The sequence below is a fragment of the Sphingobacterium bovisgrunnientis genome, assembly GCF_009829085.1.
In the GTDB taxonomy this organism is placed as follows: domain Bacteria; phylum Bacteroidota; class Bacteroidia; order Sphingobacteriales; family Sphingobacteriaceae; genus Sphingobacterium; species Sphingobacterium bovisgrunnientis.
Map to the genome: position 1 here is coordinate 1 of NZ_WUQY01000034.1, position 17,223 is coordinate 17,223.

The 17,223-nt window shown below is 34.6% G+C and carries 18 protein-coding genes; 3 read left to right on the top strand and 15 right to left on the bottom strand.

What is annotated here, in order from left to right:
• Nucleotides 1-565: 565 nt before the first annotated feature.
• On the bottom strand, nucleotides 566-946 hold the full coding sequence (locus GOQ16_RS14205) for an SRPBCC domain-containing protein (protein ID WP_160069894.1): 381 nt from the start codon (nucleotides 944-946) through the stop codon (nucleotides 566-568).
• A gap of 65 nt (nucleotides 947-1,011) precedes the next feature.
• Here GOQ16_RS14205 and GOQ16_RS14210 point away from each other — a divergent pair, with 65 nt between their 5' ends.
• Nucleotides 1,012-2,379: a methyltransferase RsmF C-terminal domain-like protein gene (locus tag GOQ16_RS14210; RefSeq protein WP_160069895.1), complete on the top strand. Its 1,368-nt coding sequence runs from the start codon at nucleotides 1,012-1,014 to the stop codon at nucleotides 2,377-2,379.
• Here GOQ16_RS14210 and coaBC read toward each other — a convergent pair.
• From coaBC to GOQ16_RS14225, 3 genes are read right to left on the bottom strand one after another with little or no spacing between them, the layout of a single operon-like run.
• Nucleotides 2,374-3,582 (bottom strand): bifunctional phosphopantothenoylcysteine decarboxylase/phosphopantothenate--cysteine ligase CoaBC, encoded by a 1,209-nt coding sequence (gene coaBC / locus GOQ16_RS14215; RefSeq protein WP_160069896.1) that lies wholly within the window; start codon nucleotides 3,580-3,582, stop codon nucleotides 2,374-2,376. The genes GOQ16_RS14210 and coaBC overlap by 6 nt on opposite strands.
• A 14-nt stretch (nucleotides 3,583-3,596) precedes the next feature.
• Nucleotides 3,597-3,926, bottom strand: coding sequence for a DNA-directed RNA polymerase subunit omega (locus GOQ16_RS14220; RefSeq protein ID WP_149914835.1), 330 nt, complete (start codon nucleotides 3,924-3,926; stop codon nucleotides 3,597-3,599).
• 29 nt (nucleotides 3,927-3,955) lie between these two features.
• Entirely contained in the window at nucleotides 3,956-4,879 is a 924-nt protein-coding gene (locus GOQ16_RS14225; protein ID WP_160069897.1) for an outer membrane protein assembly factor BamD, read from the bottom strand.
• A 208-nt stretch (nucleotides 4,880-5,087) separates the two neighbouring features.
• Here GOQ16_RS14225 and GOQ16_RS14230 point away from each other — a divergent pair, with 208 nt between their 5' ends.
• Nucleotides 5,088-5,366 carry a NifU family protein gene (locus GOQ16_RS14230; protein ID WP_149914833.1) on the top strand — a complete coding sequence of 93 codons (279 nt, stop codon included), beginning with the start codon at nucleotides 5,088-5,090 and terminating at the stop codon, nucleotides 5,364-5,366.
• Nucleotides 5,367-5,435: 69 nt separating this feature from the next.
• A complete protein-coding gene (locus GOQ16_RS14235) occupies nucleotides 5,436-6,089 on the top strand; it encodes a hypothetical protein (protein ID WP_160069898.1) in 654 nt (217 codons plus the stop codon).
• Nucleotides 6,090-6,091: 2 nt separating this feature from the next.
• Here GOQ16_RS14235 and GOQ16_RS14240 read toward each other — a convergent pair whose 3' ends face one another.
• From GOQ16_RS14240 to GOQ16_RS14290, 11 genes are all read right to left on the bottom strand, one after another.
• On the bottom strand, nucleotides 6,092-7,345 hold the full coding sequence (locus tag GOQ16_RS14240) for an ABC transporter permease (RefSeq protein ID WP_240141054.1): 1,254 nt from the start codon (nucleotides 7,343-7,345) through the stop codon (nucleotides 6,092-6,094).
• Nucleotides 7,342-7,983, bottom strand: a complete 642-nt coding sequence (locus tag GOQ16_RS14245) for an MBL fold metallo-hydrolase (RefSeq protein WP_160069899.1) — start codon at nucleotides 7,981-7,983, stop codon at nucleotides 7,342-7,344. The genes GOQ16_RS14240 and GOQ16_RS14245 overlap by 4 nt, the downstream gene beginning before the upstream one ends.
• A gap of 17 nt (nucleotides 7,984-8,000) precedes the next feature.
• The gene (gene gldD, locus GOQ16_RS14250; protein WP_160069900.1) at nucleotides 8,001-8,579 is read right to left on the bottom strand and encodes a gliding motility lipoprotein GldD; all 579 of its coding nucleotides are present in this window, start codon (nucleotides 8,577-8,579) and stop codon (nucleotides 8,001-8,003) included.
• The gene (locus GOQ16_RS14255; RefSeq protein ID WP_160069901.1) at nucleotides 8,580-9,329 is read right to left on the bottom strand and encodes a shikimate dehydrogenase family protein; all 750 of its coding nucleotides are present in this window, start codon (nucleotides 9,327-9,329) and stop codon (nucleotides 8,580-8,582) included.
• On the bottom strand, nucleotides 9,322-10,734 hold the full coding sequence (locus GOQ16_RS14260) for a tetratricopeptide repeat protein (protein WP_160069902.1): 1,413 nt from the start codon (nucleotides 10,732-10,734) through the stop codon (nucleotides 9,322-9,324). Before GOQ16_RS14260 ends, GOQ16_RS14255 begins: the two co-directional genes overlap by 8 nt.
• Before the next feature lie 166 nt (nucleotides 10,735-10,900).
• Nucleotides 10,901-12,301 carry an OmpA family protein gene (locus GOQ16_RS14265; protein ID WP_160069903.1) on the bottom strand — a complete coding sequence of 467 codons (1,401 nt, stop codon included), beginning with the start codon at nucleotides 12,299-12,301 and terminating at the stop codon, nucleotides 10,901-10,903.
• Between the two features lie 244 nt (nucleotides 12,302-12,545).
• Nucleotides 12,546-13,556 (bottom strand): inorganic phosphate transporter, encoded by a 1,011-nt coding sequence (locus GOQ16_RS14270; protein WP_160069904.1) that lies wholly within the window; start codon nucleotides 13,554-13,556, stop codon nucleotides 12,546-12,548.
• Between the two features lie 33 nt (nucleotides 13,557-13,589).
• Nucleotides 13,590-14,237 carry a DUF47 domain-containing protein gene (locus tag GOQ16_RS14275; protein ID WP_149914825.1) on the bottom strand — a complete coding sequence of 216 codons (648 nt, stop codon included), beginning with the start codon at nucleotides 14,235-14,237 and terminating at the stop codon, nucleotides 13,590-13,592.
• Between the two features lie 66 nt (nucleotides 14,238-14,303).
• Entirely contained in the window at nucleotides 14,304-15,341 is a 1,038-nt protein-coding gene (locus GOQ16_RS14280; RefSeq protein ID WP_160069905.1) for a sensor histidine kinase, read from the bottom strand.
• 53 nt (nucleotides 15,342-15,394) lie between these two features.
• Nucleotides 15,395-16,048 carry a phosphatidylserine decarboxylase family protein gene (locus GOQ16_RS14285; RefSeq protein ID WP_160069906.1) on the bottom strand — a complete coding sequence of 218 codons (654 nt, stop codon included), beginning with the start codon at nucleotides 16,046-16,048 and terminating at the stop codon, nucleotides 15,395-15,397.
• A gap of 53 nt (nucleotides 16,049-16,101) precedes the next feature.
• Nucleotides 16,102-17,220: a toxin-antitoxin system YwqK family antitoxin gene (locus tag GOQ16_RS14290; protein ID WP_160069907.1), complete on the bottom strand. Its 1,119-nt coding sequence runs from the start codon at nucleotides 17,218-17,220 to the stop codon at nucleotides 16,102-16,104.
• Nucleotides 17,221-17,223: the final 3 nt, after the last annotated feature.

The following is a 17,223-nucleotide window of genomic DNA, read 5'->3' on the forward strand; positions in this document are numbered from 1 at the left end:
CAAATACTCGTGCCATATGTTAACAAATTTAATTCTTTATTTTTTAAATCTGTCTCCACTCAAAGGTAGCAACTCCATTGTATATTTTAAATAGTGTTTCTTTTCTCTGAGTAATAGCATATTTGAGAAGTAAGGAAATCCTGTTTTTGGGAACTTCAATACCTTTATTTTCTTTATAAATGGTATGGCAACCGAATAAATTCTTGGTATACATTATTACATCGGCTAATAATTGTTCGTCAATAAGATATTAATACCATTAACGGTATTGGCAATAACATTTTTTATCTAAAATTATCATACATTATGCAAGTCAAGTACTTTATTTAGTATTTTGTTGTGCAATTGAAGTGGTGTTTGTTGAATTTTATGAAAAATAATAATGAATTGATTTCTTTGATAAATTTAAAAATTGTAACTTTTCATTTTATCCGCTTCTTCATTAATTGACGGTGTTTGCAGTATACGATGAGTAGGGCTGTTTTCATCAAGGAAAGGTTAAAAATGTTAAGTCGCTTACGCCCTATCTATTATAGTCCGAGGTTTTTCTCGGACTTTCTGCTTATTATTCTTCTGTATAAAAATCGATTAAGCTACCTACGTATTCATATTCCCATCCGTCAACAATATCATCGTAAGCTTCGTCAGGAATATTCATGTGATTCACTTCGAATGAAGTTCCTTTTTTATGTTCGTGCAATTTAATCGTTACTATTGATTGCTCCTCATCCCCAAAATACCACTCTTGTACAATTTTTTTGTCCGGAATCAATTCTATAAATCGCCCATTAATACTGCCATCCCAAAGAGAAAATTCACCACCTTCTTTTGGATCTATTTCTACGCTATCACCCGTCCATAGGCGAATTGTAATTTCAGTAGTAAGCGCTTTGTATATTTCCTCAGGTGTTGCAGGAATAATATAATATTTTTTAAAACTCTTCATTAGTGACAAAGATAAAGCAATTGAATAGTATTTTATTTTTTAGTTCTGAATTTTTACTTTTGGAAATGAGTAATATACTTCCCAATGACTTACTGTCGCTACTAAAGGGCGATCCTTCGTTTGATTATGAGGCTTTTATAGCTATCCACAATAAAGAAGAGAAAACATCATCAATCCGTATTAACCCAGTAAAAAATTTTCAGATTGCAGATTATGTAATTGAAAGTGCAATTCCATGGTGTGAGCACGCCTATTATTTAAAGACTCGGCCTGTATTTACTTTGGATCCACTATTTCACAGTGGGTGTTATTATTCTCAAGAGTCAAGTTCTATGTTTTTGGATTATTTAACCCGAAAATTAAATCTACATTTAGAACCGATAAAAGCTCTAGACCTTTGTGCCGCTCCAGGAGGGAAATCTACTTTACTTAACTCGGCGCTACATGATGACAGTCTATTGGTGGCTAATGAAATCATAAAATCCCGTGTCAATATACTAACGACTAATTTAGTTCGGTGGGGAAATTCAAACACAGTAGTTTCTAATAATGATCCATCAGCTTTTGGTCGACTGCCTGGTTATTTTGATTTGATGGTAGTCGATGCGCCATGCTCAGGTTCTGGGATGTTTCACAAAGATCATTCAGCTATTGATGAATGGTCGTTAGCTAATGTGAAATTGTGCAGCGAACGTCAACAGCGTATTTTAGGACAAAGTCTTTCAGCTTTGAAGACAGGTGGTTATTTGTTTTATTCAACTTGTTCTTATTCGAACGAAGAGAATGAAGATATAGTTGATTGGCTTATCAACGAGTTTGAAATGGAATCTGTTGCCGTGGAAGTAGATGCGAGTTGGGGAATTTCGGTAACGACATCAAAATTACATCAAGCAACTGGCTATCGATTTTATCCGCATTTATTAAAAGGTGAGGGTTTCTTTTGTGCTGTGTTGAGAAAGAAAGAGGAGCAGGACACATTTTCGATGAAAAAAATAAAAAAAGAAAAAAATGTTGCTCCACAACATATAGCGCAAGAATGGGTTAATGCTGAGAGACACTATTCTTTTCTTCAACACAATTTTTTACATGTCTTTCCGAAGCAAAATGAGCAAGATCTCCAAGCTTTGCAAAGTGTTTTGTATTTGAAAAATGCCGGAACGGAGATTGGTGAGCTAAAAGGAAAAACTCTAGTTCCAAGCCATGATTTAGCTTTAAGTAATCTTGTACGTGCAGATTTACCACATATAGATTTAGAGCTCGATCAAGCCCAAAACTATTTACGGAAAGAACAACTTCCATCTAGTGTAAATCCTGAAAATTTATCAGGCTGGATTTTAGCGCGATACAATGGGACTAATTTGGGCTGGATAAAAGCAATGCCAAATCGCATTAACAATTATTATCCGAAAGAAATTAGAATTTGGAATTTATAGACTTTGTTGATGATCAACTATAAGTTGACAGATATCTTTAGCGACCTCTTGTTTAGACTTGAGGTCGTAATTTTTTGGGGCATTTTCACGTGATAGAATAGTCACTTTGTTGGTGTCCGTACCAAAACCCGCGCCAGCATCTTGCATTGAATTTAAGACAATAAAATCAGCATTTTTGCGTATAAGTTTATCTTGGGCGTGAGCCATTTCGTTATTTGTCTCCAACGCAAAACCTATCAAGGTTTGGTTTTTATTCTTCCGTTGTCCTAATGTACCTAAGATGTCTGTTGTTTTCTTAAGCTCAATAGTGAAGTCTTCAGCTTTCTTTTTTATTTTCTCTATAGCAGGTTCTTTAGGTGTATAATCCGCTACAGCCGCACTCATTACGATGATATCTGCGTTGTTAAATTCTTCATTGCAAGCATCATACATTTCTTGCGCAGAATGCACAGGTATAGTTTTAATCTCAGAAGAAGCTTTCAAGTGAGTAGGACCACTTACCAAAATTACGTTAGCGCCTTTCGATTTTAACTCTTCGGCAATGGCATAGCCCATTTTTCCAGAGGAGTGATTCCCAATGAATCTAACGGGATCAATAGCCTCATATGTCGGCCCTGCTGTGACTAATGCTGTTTTACCTGTCAAAGGTTTATTTTGACCCAAATCCTCTTCTAAGAATGCTATTATCTCATCTGGCTCAGCCAATCGACCTTCACCCACCAATCCACTAGCTAGCTCTCCGTTTCCTGGCGGAATTATAATATTGCCATAACTCTTAAGTAAGGACAAATTATGTTGCGTAGCAGGGTGCTTCCACATGTCCAAATCCATCGCTGGAGCTAGATATACGGGACATTTGGCAGATAGGTATGTTGCTGCTAGCAAATTATCACAAAAACCATTAGCCAATTTGGCAATAGTGTTTGCAGATGCTGGTGCTATTAACATCAGATCCGCATGCAAGCCTAAATGTACGTGATTATTCCATTCGCCAGTTTTTGGATCATAATAATCCACCAATACAGGCTTCTTAGATAATGTAGATAAGGTAAGAGGGGTGATAAATTGGGTAGACTCTGGCGTCATAATGACGTGCACAGAAGCTTCCTCTTTAATGAGCAGTCGTATTAAAGAAGCTATTTTGTATGCGGCAATACTGCCGCATACACCTAGCACAATATTTTTGTCTTTTAGCGAAGACATAGCTTCTCTAGTGATTAGTCTTGATCTTTAGAAGGATTTCTAAAGTAAACTTTGTCTTTCAAAAATTCGTCAATAGCTACTAATGAAGGCTTTGGCATACGTTCGTAGTGTTTAGAAATTTCGATTTGCTCGCGGTTTTCGAAAACTTCTTCTAAGTTATCATTGTTGCTTGCAAACTCAGCCAATTTCGCATTTAGCTCCTCTTTCACTTCTACACCAATTTGGTTTGCTCTTTTGCTGATGATCACGATTGACTCGTAAAGATTGTCAGTAGCTTTGTCCAATTCTCTCAAATCTCTTGTTACTGTAGAATTTGGGATGGTGTTGTTTTTTGCTTGACTCATATTAACTAAATATTATTTTTAATTTCTTGTTATTTTGTTGAACCGTCTGCGCTTGCTTCTTCTTTTTTGGATTCAGTGATGCCCAGTTCTTTATTTCTTTCTTCCAGTTCCTTATTGTATTGATTCATAAGGCGGATCGCAGAAACGATTTTTTTATCAGCACTTTTTTTCAAATCATCTGCTTCAGATTTGAATTTGCTCGATGGAAAATGTTCCGAAAAGCTATTGTAATAATCTATAGCTTCATTAAAACGCTCCTCCTGACGATGTACACGACTGTTGTCAGCGAATAAATACTGAGATTTTAACATCAAAAACTCAATTTCTTCGGCGAACTTCGTATCAGGGTACTGTCTCAATACATTTTCTAAAGCGATTACTGCCGCACGATAATCATCTGCCAGCCCCATATTGTAATAAAGCTTTGCGTTATCGAATGCTTTTTTCTCAAGTTTCTCTCTTAAATCTTGAATTAATTCACCAGCTTTTTCTGCTCTTTCTGACTCTGGATAATAGTTTACAAATAATTGTAATTCATCAATCGCCTTACGCGTGTTATCTTGATCTAATGTTGACCTTGGAGATTCGATGTAATAGCAATATGCAGCCATATATCTACATTCCTCAGCTCTAGGGCTATTTGGGTAGGTATTGGCGAAGTTTTTAAAGTGAAAACGTGCTGAAGTATAATCTCTTAATTTGTAATTAGCGTTAGCAATAAGATAAAATAAATCCTCGGCTTCCGCTCTTCCACGATATTTTCCAGCTAAATCATCAAACAAAATGAGTGCTTTAGAATATTTGCCTTTCTCATATAGCTTGACTGCTTCTTGGTATTTCATTGTAATATTGTTACTGTTGCGAAGTTTTTCAAACTTGCTTTTACAGCCTACAAAAAACAATGTAGCTAAGCACAAAGCTAAAATTACAGGTATACGTCTATTCAAAAACATTTTACAAAGATACGTCAATTAACAATAATATTCAATTAAATTTTAAACCGCAATTTACTTGATTTTTAGTAACTAATATATTTTTACAAAAGCCTTTAACAAACTTTAACCATTACCGGATTATGTCATTATTTTGCTAATAATAAGGGCTTAATTTCAGATAGGAATAAAATTCATTATATTTACGGATTATTAAGTAATACAAAAAATGAGCTTACACGAGAGAGTAGAACAAGCATTAGATACAATCCGTCCGTATTTGGAGACTGATGGGGGCAATGTTAGTATTGAAGAGATTACGGAGGATAAGGTCGTGAAGTTAAAATTGTTGGGTGCATGTGCGAGTTGCTCGATGAGTATTATGACATTTAAAGCTGGTCTTGAGCAAGCTATTAAAAAAGCTGTGCCTGAGATTGTTGCTGTAGAAGCGATAAACATCACGGATATGAATGATCCGAACGCTACATTACCCGGACAAACTTTGTAACGAAAATGTTGTTAATTGATTAACACATTTTAACAGGATCGAATAGTCTTTAATTTTATTTTTGTTTAAATGTCTATAAAATCCATTAAATATCTTTTTGTCGGTTTAGGGGTTATGCTTCTTACCTTAGGTTCTGTATTTGCACAGACCAAAAAGATTCTTCAATTTAGTGGTCTAATTACGTCAATGGGTTCGGATCTTCCTGTCGGATTCGTAACAATAAAAAACACCTCCTTTAATAATCAAACATATATGTCCAACAATGAGGGGTACTTTTCATTCGTGGCACATGTTGGGGATATTATTGAATTTTCCAGTGTTGGATTTGATCCTATTACATATACAATTCCCGAGGTAGAAGGTGACAAATACACTGCGTCAGTAAAAATGCGCGCATTAGTTATTGAACTTCCTGCTGTTACGCCGTTTCCGTGGGCAAGTTACGAAGATTATTTAGCTGATTTTATGGCTATGGGTGGTGATGACCCAATTGCTACAGCTCGACGTAATTTGAGTCCTGAAGCTATTGCAGCTCTTGCACGTGTCGTGCCGCGAAGTGCAGAGGAAATCCAGACGTTCAACTCTTTGCAACGCCACCAGTACATGCAAAACAAGAATATTAACCAACGCATGAACAATCCTTTCTTGAATCCATTTAATTGGTATCAATTTATAAATTCCATCAAGAAAGGGGATTATAGTCGTGAAAAACTTAAATACTAAATTTATTCCTCGCTCTTAAGATTTGCTATTTTACCAATTTCTCTTACGCTGAGTTTGGATGAGAAATAGGATACAATAATGGATAGTGTCGATATTGTAAAAAATACTAAGATGAAATCTTGTGTACGCATATCTACTGGATATACATCGATGAAACTTCCATTCACATTATTAGTACGAATTAAGCCGTATGTTTCTTGCAAGAAACAAAAAACATAACCAACTGCTATACCAATAGTACTTCCGATCAAGGCAATCATGATACCTTCGTAGAAGAAAATTTTTTCAATTGTAGACTTATTCGCGCCGATATGCTGAAGAATTTTCATGTCTTCTTTCTTGTCGATGACGAGCATCGTAAGTGATCCAATGATGTTAAAAATGGCTATTATTCCGATAAATGTAAGGATAAAGAACACAATCCATTTTTCAGATTTTATAGTTTTGTAGAGCGTCGGATTTTGCTGTTCCCTGTTTTTAACTTGAAAATCTTGTCCTAGTTTTTTCTGAATTTCTTTTTGCAAAGCATACGATTCGCTCGGATCTTTCAAAAATAATTCAACTGCCGAAATAGCTTTGTCTTCTCCTAGAATATCTCGTGCAAAATCCAAAGGTAGTATAACGAGATTTTGAAATTCAGGCTCAAACGTCAAAATTCCATTAACAGCTATTTGACGAATATTAAAATCTTCTAATGGATTTATATTATTGACCGAAGATTCTTTTCGTGGGAAATATAAGTCGATTGTATTATTAAATTCTGAGATTGGAACTTGTAAATTTGTTTGAATTTGAGGTCCAATTAATGCATAATTCGTCGAATCTGCTTTAATCTGAAAATTGCCAATATGCAAAATATGTTCTTTAGACTGCTTCTCTAGACTTTCTTGCGTGATACCTTTTAATTGACCTACAATTTGCTTCCCTTCATGTTGAATTAAAACTTTATCCTCTAGGGTTTCAGAGTAATTTTTAACAGCGGGAAGTTTTTCTAGTTCTGGAAAAGTTGCGTTTTTGTTTGGATCAAATGTTTTACCTTTGACTGCTTCAATACGCAAATCTGGGGAAAAGGTGCTATTCATCGACAAGATGAATTTTTCCATACCATTATAAAAAGTCAATACAATAACTAAAGCTGCTGTGCTCACAAAAATTCCTACAATACTTATTATTGAAATAATGTTAATAGCATTGACAGATTTCTTCGAAAAAAGATACCGTAAAGCAAAGAATAAGGGTACACTTATTTTTTTCATCCTCTCACAAAAGGGTTTGTTTTTTTCTCAAATCCAATAGTCGTGGTGGGACCGTGGCCAGGATATACTTCGACATTTTCAGGTAACCTGTAGATACTTTTTTGTATACTATTTAAAAGTGTCTGATGATCACCACCAGGCAAATCTGTGCGACCTATACTATTCTGAAATAACACATCACCACCTATTAAAATTTTTTGGTCAGCGATATAATAACATAAATGACCAGGAGAATGGCCTGGCGCAAAAATAGCCTCTATTTTATGACCTCCGAATTCAATAATCTCTTTATCTTGAAGGAATGTTTCTGGAATAGGCGATGTTTCGTATCGGAAACCCATTTGCGGGGCGTAGTTTTCTACAGAAACAAGAACAGGAACTTCAAATTCATGAAAATTTGGTTTTAATCCCCAATTTTCGTGAATGAAATGGTTTCCAAGTACATGATCAATATGACAATGTGTATTTAATAGTAAAGTCGGTTTAAGATTATTATTCACAATAAAATCTTTAAAATAACTTTGTTCTTGTAATGAGTGCATTCCGGGATCTATAATTACACAATTACCTTCCTGATCGATAAGTAGATACGTGTTTTCTTGGTATGGATTAAATGTAAATGTTTCAATAGTTAACATGAATCAAATTTAACTATTTATTTCCATCTAATCGTAGAAATCATGTGCTGAATGTCTGATTTTAGAAATTCAAGAACGGGTTGAATAGAATCTAGGTTTGGTTTTTCATTAAAATATAAAGCACCTCTCAAATAATGATTTTTCTGGTCGGATACAAAAAATTGAAAATTAGAGGCGGTATTTCCTTGTATATTGTAGACAAGTCCATGAACATTATTTTCTGGGTTAGCAATTTTTTGCTGATCAATAGCAGTTGCTTTTGTCGTATGCTTAAATACGAATGCCCTTGCGTCTTCTGTTAATGCATCCAGCGTTGCGAATTTATCAATTGCAAAGTAGCTCAAATGTAAACGGGCATTGAATTGTGGGAAATCAATGTTTTTCCAACAAGGTTTCGCATTTTTATTCGTATCATCAATTAATAAGCTGTAGGCAGGAATGTCAAATAGAAAGGGACACCCAACTACTGATTGATTCGTGTATTTTTTTTCTGGAAAATGAATGCGATGATAAGCTTTTGGTTTAGGACTGTAATCTGTATTTTGACAGCTAAAGAAACAAAAAACTATGAATAATAAAACTACTGTACGTGACATCTAAAAGGTGTTACTCCAAATTTCCCAGTTTTTTTCAGCTTGCAATAAAAGCATTTCGTAACCATTTTTGATTACAGCCCCTCTTTCTTTGCCTTTTTTTAGGAATAATGTCTCCTCCGGATTGTATATTAAATCATAAAGTAAATGATTCTTACCAATGCCATTATATGGAATGTTGGGACAACTATCCATATTAGGGTAAGTTCCGACTGGAGAACAGTTTATTATTAACGAATGCTCTGAAATTAACTTTTCGTCCAAGTCTTCATAAGTCAAATCACCCGTATCTTTATTGCGACTCACAATTTTGTATGGAATACCTAATTGATCAAGAGAGTGGAATACGGCTTTGGCAGCTCCGCCATTTCCTAATACTAAAGCTTGTGAGTGATTTGGCAATAATAGAGGCTCCAAAGATTTTTGAAGTCCATAAGCATCCGTATTGTATCCCTTTAAAAAAGATTTCCCATCTTTATATGAAATCGTGATGCAATTGACAGCCTTCATAACTGATGCTTCCTCAGACAATTCATCTAAATAGGGGATAACCGCCTGCTTGTGTGGAAGGGTAACATTGAATCCTCGAAATGTTTGATCTTGGTCAAAAATTTTCGGAAATTGATCAATATGCTCAATAGCATATGTGTCGTAATGCACATTGTCAATATTTTCTTTTTCGAATTTTGTTAAATAGTAATTTTTAGAAAAGGAATGTCCCAAAGGATATCCAATTAACCCTAACTTAATCATTCTTGTCGGTATACTTTTTTATGATTTCTACAATAATTTGATTTCCTTGCAATTGCGGAAGGTATTCAAATAGTATGTGGTGTTTTTCTGGACCAAATGCCAAAGCAAGTTCTAGGAAATTTAATGCTTCAGTATATTGCCCATTTGCAAATAAGTACGCAACTAATCTATAATACAATTCTGGAGCTTCTGTGTTAATTTTTATCGCTTCAGAAATTGTTTCAATAGCTTCGTTTATCTTATTTTGTTCAAAATATATAGATGAAAAGTCCAACCACGCTTCAATGTCAGTTGGATTCAATTCCACGACTTTAGTATAAGCTAATTCCGACTCTTCAATCTGTCCTAATTTGTAACGTGCATCAGCTATTGCAAACCAATAATCTGGATTTTCATCGTCCAACTCTAAGGCTTTTTTGTAAAAGTGCAAAGACTCAAAATAGCGTTCTTCGAAATCTAGTGTTACCCCAATGCCAAACCAAGCGTCTGCCATCTCAGTATCTAGTTTGACCGCTTTTTTATAATAATCACGTGCGGTATCCATTAACTCCAACTTCTCGTAGCATTCCCCAATAGCACAATACGTATCTGCGTTTGGTTGTTCATACTCAAAAGTTTGCTTATAAATTTCAATAGCTTCGGTGTATCGATCCAAATTCACTAACGCATTTCCTTTGTTGAAATAAGCAGATGAAAAACTTTCATTAATCAATATGGCATAATCGTAGGCATCAATTGCTTCTTCATATCGGCTAAGTTTATGAAATGCGTTACCCAAATAGTACCAGCAATTATAAGAATATGGATCTTGATCAATTAACTTAGTGAAAAATTCTAGACATTCTTCCTTTTCATCTAGCACATCGTAACAAAAGTTGAGTTCTAATAACGCATCAGGATTATCTACAGATATTTTAAGTGATTTCTTTAAGAAATTCTTGGCTTTAGAAAAATTGGCTTGCATTTGATATATAGTAGCCAATTGATGGTATATTTCAGCTTTATTTTCAGCATTTTCTAATGCCTGATTAAACAGTTCTTCTGAAGTTTCAAACATCCCTTGTGAAGCATATATGGATGCTTTGATAAGCAGAATGTCAGAATCCGAAGGTTCTAAAGATTCAGCTTTCTCGATGGCTTCAAGTGCTAAAGAAAATTGACGCATCAGCGAAAGAATTTGCGCTTTCTTAGCAAAGAATCCAGCTTCATAGGGGTGTTGGCTGGTTGCAAATTCAATGACCTGCAAAGCCTTTATGGAATCGTTCTTGTCAGAATAAAAATCTATTATACTCTCAAAAGTATTTGCGTCAAAAAAATATTGATCCTCGTTTCGAATCATTTCTTCAAAACGGTTTACAAATTTTTTTTGCTCTTCTGCTGATCCAAAGTCAAATTCCTCTTCCATATCCATTCCAATTTAGTGAAAAATACGCTTTTTATATATAACGCTTTTAAATTATTTTCCACATATCCACAAGTTTAGAGTATGCTGTGGTGTAAAGGTTTAAAAACTAAGAAGCCGTCACATAATATGTGACGGCTTCTTTATGCTAAATAATTATAAATTATAATTATTTTTTGATCTCAACACGACGGTTTTGAACACGTCCTTCTTCAGTCGCATTTGAAGCAATTGGATTAGCTTCACCGTAACCATTTGCATTAATGCTTGAAGCAGCAACACCAGCGTTAACTAAGTATTGTTTTACAGCGTTAGCACGGTCTTTAGATAAGTTAATGTTGTATTCTTCAGTACCTTCTGCAGAAGCATATCCGTCTAAAGTAACTGTACCATTTGAATCACGTAATTCTTTAGCTAATTTATCCAAAGTAGCATATGATTCTGTTTTCAATACTGAACTATCAAACTCGAAACCGATAGGAGCAAAATATGCATTTGAAGTTAATTCTTGCTTAGGCTCAGGGAATTTGATTGGACATCCAGAACCATCAACTACTGTGCCAGCAGGAGTGTTAGGGCATTTATCAAATTTGTCAGAAACACCGTCGCCATCAGAATCTTTACCTAATTGATCAACTGTACCTTCTAAAGTAGAAACACGTTGTTTTAATGCTTCAACTTCGTTACGTAATGAAGGGTCTTTCAATTCATCGTATAATGTAGATACTGGGTTAGCAAAAGTTAAGTTTTCTTTATCGCGAGAACCTAATGTAAATTCTAAACCACCGTATAGGTTTGAGAATTTTTGTTTTCCAGTAGAAAAATCAGATGGTCCATAGAAATAGTTATCATCAGTGAAGTTCATAGTGTAACCTAAGTTCAATGCTACAACTTCAGATAATTTAAATTTAACACCAACACCTACAGGAACGTATGCTGCTAATTTATAATCTCTATCACCAGTAGGTTCACGATCTCCGAAAATTTCTTCACCCCAGTTACCTTTGTTGTCAAAAGAAGCACCAGTGAAGTCGTTGTTCGCGTATAATACTGGATTATTAGCTAAAACACCTAAACCAACTTTAGCGTAAAAATTAACAGCATTTTCTCTTCTTAAAAAGTCAATAGTTCCTAATTGGAAAACACCATTTAAACTAGCTGCCCAGTTTACTTCTGTGATTGCTGACTTTGATCCAGCTGTTAACCATTGGTTAGTTTCAACAGCGCCATTACCAGTAGATCCTGATAAATCATGGTTGTAAGTTTTAACTTTACCACGGTTACCTTCTAATTCTAATCCGAATAAGTGAGAGAATTGTTTACGGATTGTTAAACCATAGTATTCTCCAACTTTATTTTGGAAAAGACCAACTTTTTGACCGTAAGCATTTGAACCACCGATAATAGCATTAGGAGTTGTGATACCACCTTGTAAGCCAATTGACCATGTTCTGTATTGAGAACGGCCACCGAATACAGTAGGAGTTTGTGCTTGAGCTACATCAGCGTAACCTAAAGCGGCTACTAAAGAAGCGGCAACAGCTGTTTTTTTAATTGTAGAATAGTTCATACTCTTTTTTGTTTAAGGTTATAAAAATTTTTAATTGTTTTCTAATTTAACATTACTTAACAATAATGATGCCAAAAAAATAAACGCGATCAAGTGTTAAATAAATGACTAATGTAGTCAAAATTTGACGTAAAACTAAATAATTGGTTATAATCTAGCAACTCGTATCATTAAAAAGTTACACGATATTCAATAAAAAAAATAGTGACGTGGTATTTTGTCCACATCACTATTCTTTTTTATATTATAATATATAATGAATAATTGCTAAAGTAATACCACCAAGTACTGCACTGACTGGTATTGTTAATACCCAGGCCCAAAGTAAACTTATCGTCACCCCCCATCTTACAGCAGAGACTCTTTTCACTACACCTACACCGATGATTGCACCAGTGATCGTATGTGTCGTTGATGCTGGAATACCGAAGTGTTCAGTGATACCTAATGTAACAGCACCCGCACTTTCAGCACTTACACCTTCTAATGGAGTAACTTTAGTGATTTTAGTACCCATTGTTTTCACAATTTTCCAACCGCCACTCATTGTTCCTAATGCAATAGCCGCGTAACAAGAGATTGGAATCCATTCGGGCATTTGCTCTCCAGCTGTTGCTGCACCTCCAGCAATCATCGCTACGAAAATAATACCCATTACTTTTTGGGCATCGTTACCACCATGTGCAAAGCTTAATCCTGCAGAAGAAATTAATTGAAGAATTTTAAACCATTTCTCGGCCACACGAGGTTTTGCATTGCGGCATATATTGATAATTATAAGTGTAATAATTATGGATATGGTCATACCAATGACTGGCGCGAGTACTATAAAAGAAATGATTTTTAAAGTTGCACTAATATTAATAGCATCGATTGGATTTGCTCCTAAAAATAAAGCATAAGCCATACCCGAACCCGCAAAACCACCAATTAATGTATGCGAAGAACTTGAAGGAATACCGTAGTACCATGTAAACAAATTCCAAGAGATAGCTGCTACTAATCCTGCGAAGATAACTTCTAAGGTAATATATTCTTCTAATACCGTTTTCGCGATTGTATTGGCAACTTTGTGATCTGTGAAATAAAAGTATGCTGCAAAATTGAAAATCGCAGCCCAAAGTACAGCCATAAATGGTGTTAATACTTTGGTCGAAACTATTGTGGCGATTGAATTAGCTGCATCGTGGAATCCATTGATATAATCAAATGCAATGGCCAAGACAATAACTACCACTAATAATGTTGTAATCATGTTGAATGAATTAAAGTAGATTAATATAAATGATTAGGCATTCTTAACCAGAATACTTTCTAATACATTCGCTACATCTTCACATTTGTCCGTAGCATCTTCCATTGCTGACAAAACTTCTTTATGTTTGATTAAAGAGATTGCATCTGTTTCGAATTCGAAAAGATCTGCTACCGCTCTGTCAAAGATGTAATCTGCTTTGTTTTCAACACTGTTAATTCGTACGCAAGAATCCGTAATGTTGCGGATATTTTTTAAATCCTTTAATTCGAATAATGCTTTAGCAACATGTTCTGTAGCTTCTAAGATCAATTCTGTTAATTCAATCATAGGCTGCGTAGTTTTTTCTACTTTGTATAATTGAATACGATTCGAAGCACCATGAATAAAGTCTGCCACATCGTCCAAAGAACTTGCTAATGCGTGGATATCTTCTCTATCAAATGGTGTGATGAAATTACGTCCTAATTCAAGGTGGATCTGGTGGGTGATATTATCTCCAACATGCTCTAAATCTTCAAGTTTCTTAGATATAGATTTTCTGTCTTCAATATTTGGTGTGTTGACACATTCTTTTAAAAGCTTAGCCATCTCTATTAAATTGGCACCAGCTTGTTCAAATAATGGAAAGAACTTTTTATCCTTAGGGACAAAGTACTGAAAAATACTATTTAGTGACATATACTTATATTTTCACCAAATGTATAATCTTAATGTTAATTTAATGTTAAGTCTTTTCAGAAATTTTTAGTGGTGGGCTTTTGATTTCGCTAATGTGAAACCAAATGTTGTGCCTATGCCCTCTGTGCTACGCGCATGTACGGTCTGCTCATGTGCCTCGATAATGTGTTTTACTATAGATAAACCTAATCCTGAACCGCCAATGTCACGAGATCGACTTTTGTCGGTACGGAAAAACCGCTCGAAAACTCGAGGTATATTTTTTTCTTCAATACCAAATCCATTATCGGTCACTTCCACTAAAATCTGATCAAGAAGTGGGTAAATGTTTACTTTAGTTTTGCCGCCATCTCTTCCGTATTTAATAGAATTGTCAATCAAATTGATCAAAACTTGTTGAATACGCTGTCTGTCAGCTTTCACAAAAATCGGACTGTTATTTTTTAAATCGATAACAATTTCAATGTTCTGCTTTTGTGCTTTATCGATTAAATGGTCAACGGTTTCTAAAATAAGTTCTACAATGTCGAATTTTTCAAGATTAATAGAAATTTGTCCTGATTCAAGTTTTGATATTTCGTCAAGATCATTCAAAAGATATGTAAGACGATCTATATTTCGGGATGCTTTATTCAAAAAATTGTTTGCCATTTCTACATCCTCCTCGATCATACCATCTTTTAAGGTTTCGATATAACCTTGAATCGCAAAAAGTGGCGTTTTGAATTCGTGTGAAATATTTGAGAGAAATTCTCTTCGAAATTTTTCTTGTGCTTTTAATTGGTCTATTTCAGAAGACTTTTGAATCGCCCAATCGCGGACTTCTTTTTCTGTACTAAGAATAGGATCTTCACTTGCGTGCTCTGCTAAGACGACTTTCATGTCTTTGCCTAATTTGAGACTGCGAATAAGTTTATAAATATTGCTGATACGTGTGTGGATATGGTAGTGCAATATATTAGTGAGAATAATAAAACTAATCACAAAAGAGACAACCATTATCAGCAATGAATGTTGCCAATCCTGCGCATAGAAAAAACTCACACTTGCAAGTGAAAGTGAAAAACCAGCTGATATATAAAAAACTAGCAACCTAAAGTTCATAAAAAAAGCCTCATATTATGAGGCTAAATTACTTATTTAATGTTAAGATAATATTAAAAACGCGCAATAACTGTTTTGCCGCCTATTACCTTCTCACCAATATTTACCGTTACTTTGGTGCCAATAGGTAAAAATACATCTACACGAGAACCAAATTTAATAAATCCGAATTCTTCGCCTTGTTGTACATTATCTTCTTCTTTCACGTACCATACGATTCTACGTGCTAATGCTCCAGCAATCTGACGAAAAAGAACTTCCACACCATTATCTTTTTTCACTACAACAGTAGTTCTTTCGTTTTCTGTAGATGATTTTGGATGCCATGCAACTAAAAACTTACCAGGGTGATATTTGAAATAAGATACTATACCCGAAATAGGATTTCTATTTACGTGAACATTTACAGGAGACATAAAAATAGAAACTTGTAATCTTCTATCATTAAAATACTCTGTTTCCTCTGTCTCTTCAATCACGACTACTTTACCATCTGCAGGGCAAAGTATTGCATTTTCGTCTAGCGTAATTACTTTTTTTGGGCTACGAAAGAATTGAACAATTGTAATGAATAGAAATGCTGATATAAGGTATAAAAACCATTTAACATACTGATTAGCATCGAAATAATCAGCTGTCGCATTAATTATAAAAATAAATAAAACAACTAAAGCTAAACTTGTATATCCTTCTTTGTGAAATTTCATTAATGTCAGTTTTGTGCAAATATAAGGAACTACGCCCAATAAAATGTAAAATACTATTCTCCGATTTCTCTTTCAACCTTTAGGTGTTGTATTGTTGCTGCTTTATCAGTGAAAATAAAACTTCCTGTTAAAGTGATATTGTCTCGGATTTGCTTTCCATCTTTTATTGATGGAATAAAATATTCAACAGTTTCAAAAAGCGACCTAATCTTATTTACGTCAGACTTAACAAATTCCTCAGGCGTTTCTAAAACCTCCATCGAATTTACTAAACCCTTATTACTAACGTCATAAATTACTTTGAATTCAAACTGACCAGCATATTCGAATTTATCGTCCGTCAGAAAATGATTAAATTTCTTAATATTATGCGTGATGAAACCACTGTATGAATCAAAATTGCAATCATAAACTATGAAAGATTCTGCCCTACTGAAAAAATCGCTAGGTACAATATAGAAATCTTCATAAGCAATATATTGTTCTAAAAATTCTGGTGCTATCTCGTAGCTATTTTGTTTACCTTCAATAAATAATTGACTATAAATTGGTATAAACTTCTTTTTTCTAGCATCAATTATAAGGGAAGTTAGCCATGCGCCATCGGGCTTGCCTTTTGAAATCTTGCCTTTTTTTAAATAGGAAGTAAAGCCATGATCCGTAAATCCTTTTATCGGAAAAGTCATTTCGTATTCTCCTTCACCGTTAGCAATCTTTCGAATACCATATGTATCCCAAAAGTCTACAAATTGAAAATCATCGTTCTCAAATGACAACGTAAGCATGGGTTTACCATCGGGATAATAGTATTTCCAAAGCCCTTTTTCTTTGTTATCTACATACTCTGATTCCCATCTTATCTGCCCATTGGGATGATAAGCCGTAAATTTTCCATTCCTAACACCGTCTTCATAAAAACCATGTAAAAGCAACTTTCCTTGCAAATTAAAATCTTTGAATTCTCCATTAAACTTCCAGTTAACCGTGTCGTACTGCGCCACACGCATTATACTCTTGAATTCACAATCTTTATCGACTAAGTAATAATTATCGTCATAAAAAAACCTTGTATAATTTTCGTTAGCCTTTTCTTTGTATCGAATTTCTTGTGCAAAAATGATACTGCCGCAAAAAAGATACGCTAATACTATATAAAGTTTTTTGATTTTCATAGC

Excerpts from the sequence above, each read along its gene's own strand:
- GOQ16_RS14205 (WP_160069894.1), bottom strand. The coding sequence starts at position 946 with ATGAAGAGTTTTAAAAAATATTATATTATTCCTGCAACACCTGAGGAA.
- GOQ16_RS14210 (WP_160069895.1), top strand. The coding sequence starts at position 1,012 with ATGAGTAATATACTTCCCAATGACTTACTGTCGCTACTAAAGGGCGAT.
- coaBC (WP_160069896.1), bottom strand. The coding sequence starts at position 3,582 with ATGTCTTCGCTAAAAGACAAAAATATTGTGCTAGGTGTATGCGGCAGT.
- GOQ16_RS14220 (WP_149914835.1), bottom strand. The coding sequence starts at position 3,926 with ATGAGTCAAGCAAAAAACAACACCATCCCAAATTCTACAGTAACAAGA.
- GOQ16_RS14225 (WP_160069897.1), bottom strand. The coding sequence starts at position 4,879 with ATGTTTTTGAATAGACGTATACCTGTAATTTTAGCTTTGTGCTTAGCT.
- GOQ16_RS14230 (WP_149914833.1), top strand. The coding sequence starts at position 5,088 with ATGAGCTTACACGAGAGAGTAGAACAAGCATTAGATACAATCCGTCCG.
- GOQ16_RS14235 (WP_160069898.1), top strand. The coding sequence starts at position 5,436 with ATGTCTATAAAATCCATTAAATATCTTTTTGTCGGTTTAGGGGTTATG.
- GOQ16_RS14240 (WP_240141054.1), bottom strand. The coding sequence starts at position 7,345 with ATGAAAAAAATAAGTGTACCCTTATTCTTTGCTTTACGGTATCTTTTT.
- GOQ16_RS14245 (WP_160069899.1), bottom strand. The coding sequence starts at position 7,983 with ATGTTAACTATTGAAACATTTACATTTAATCCATACCAAGAAAACACG.
- gldD (WP_160069900.1), bottom strand. The coding sequence starts at position 8,579 with ATGTCACGTACAGTAGTTTTATTATTCATAGTTTTTTGTTTCTTTAGC.
- GOQ16_RS14255 (WP_160069901.1), bottom strand. The coding sequence starts at position 9,329 with ATGATTAAGTTAGGGTTAATTGGATATCCTTTGGGACATTCCTTTTCT.
- GOQ16_RS14260 (WP_160069902.1), bottom strand. The coding sequence starts at position 10,734 with ATGGAAGAGGAATTTGACTTTGGATCAGCAGAAGAGCAAAAAAAATTT.
- GOQ16_RS14265 (WP_160069903.1), bottom strand. The coding sequence starts at position 12,301 with ATGAACTATTCTACAATTAAAAAAACAGCTGTTGCCGCTTCTTTAGTA.
- GOQ16_RS14270 (WP_160069904.1), bottom strand. The coding sequence starts at position 13,556 with ATGATTACAACATTATTAGTGGTAGTTATTGTCTTGGCCATTGCATTT.
- GOQ16_RS14275 (WP_149914825.1), bottom strand. The coding sequence starts at position 14,237 with ATGTCACTAAATAGTATTTTTCAGTACTTTGTCCCTAAGGATAAAAAG.
- GOQ16_RS14280 (WP_160069905.1), bottom strand. The coding sequence starts at position 15,341 with ATGAACTTTAGGTTGCTAGTTTTTTATATATCAGCTGGTTTTTCACTT.
- GOQ16_RS14285 (WP_160069906.1), bottom strand. The coding sequence starts at position 16,048 with ATGAAATTTCACAAAGAAGGATATACAAGTTTAGCTTTAGTTGTTTTA.
- GOQ16_RS14290 (WP_160069907.1), bottom strand. The coding sequence starts at position 17,220 with ATGAAAATCAAAAAACTTTATATAGTATTAGCGTATCTTTTTTGCGGC.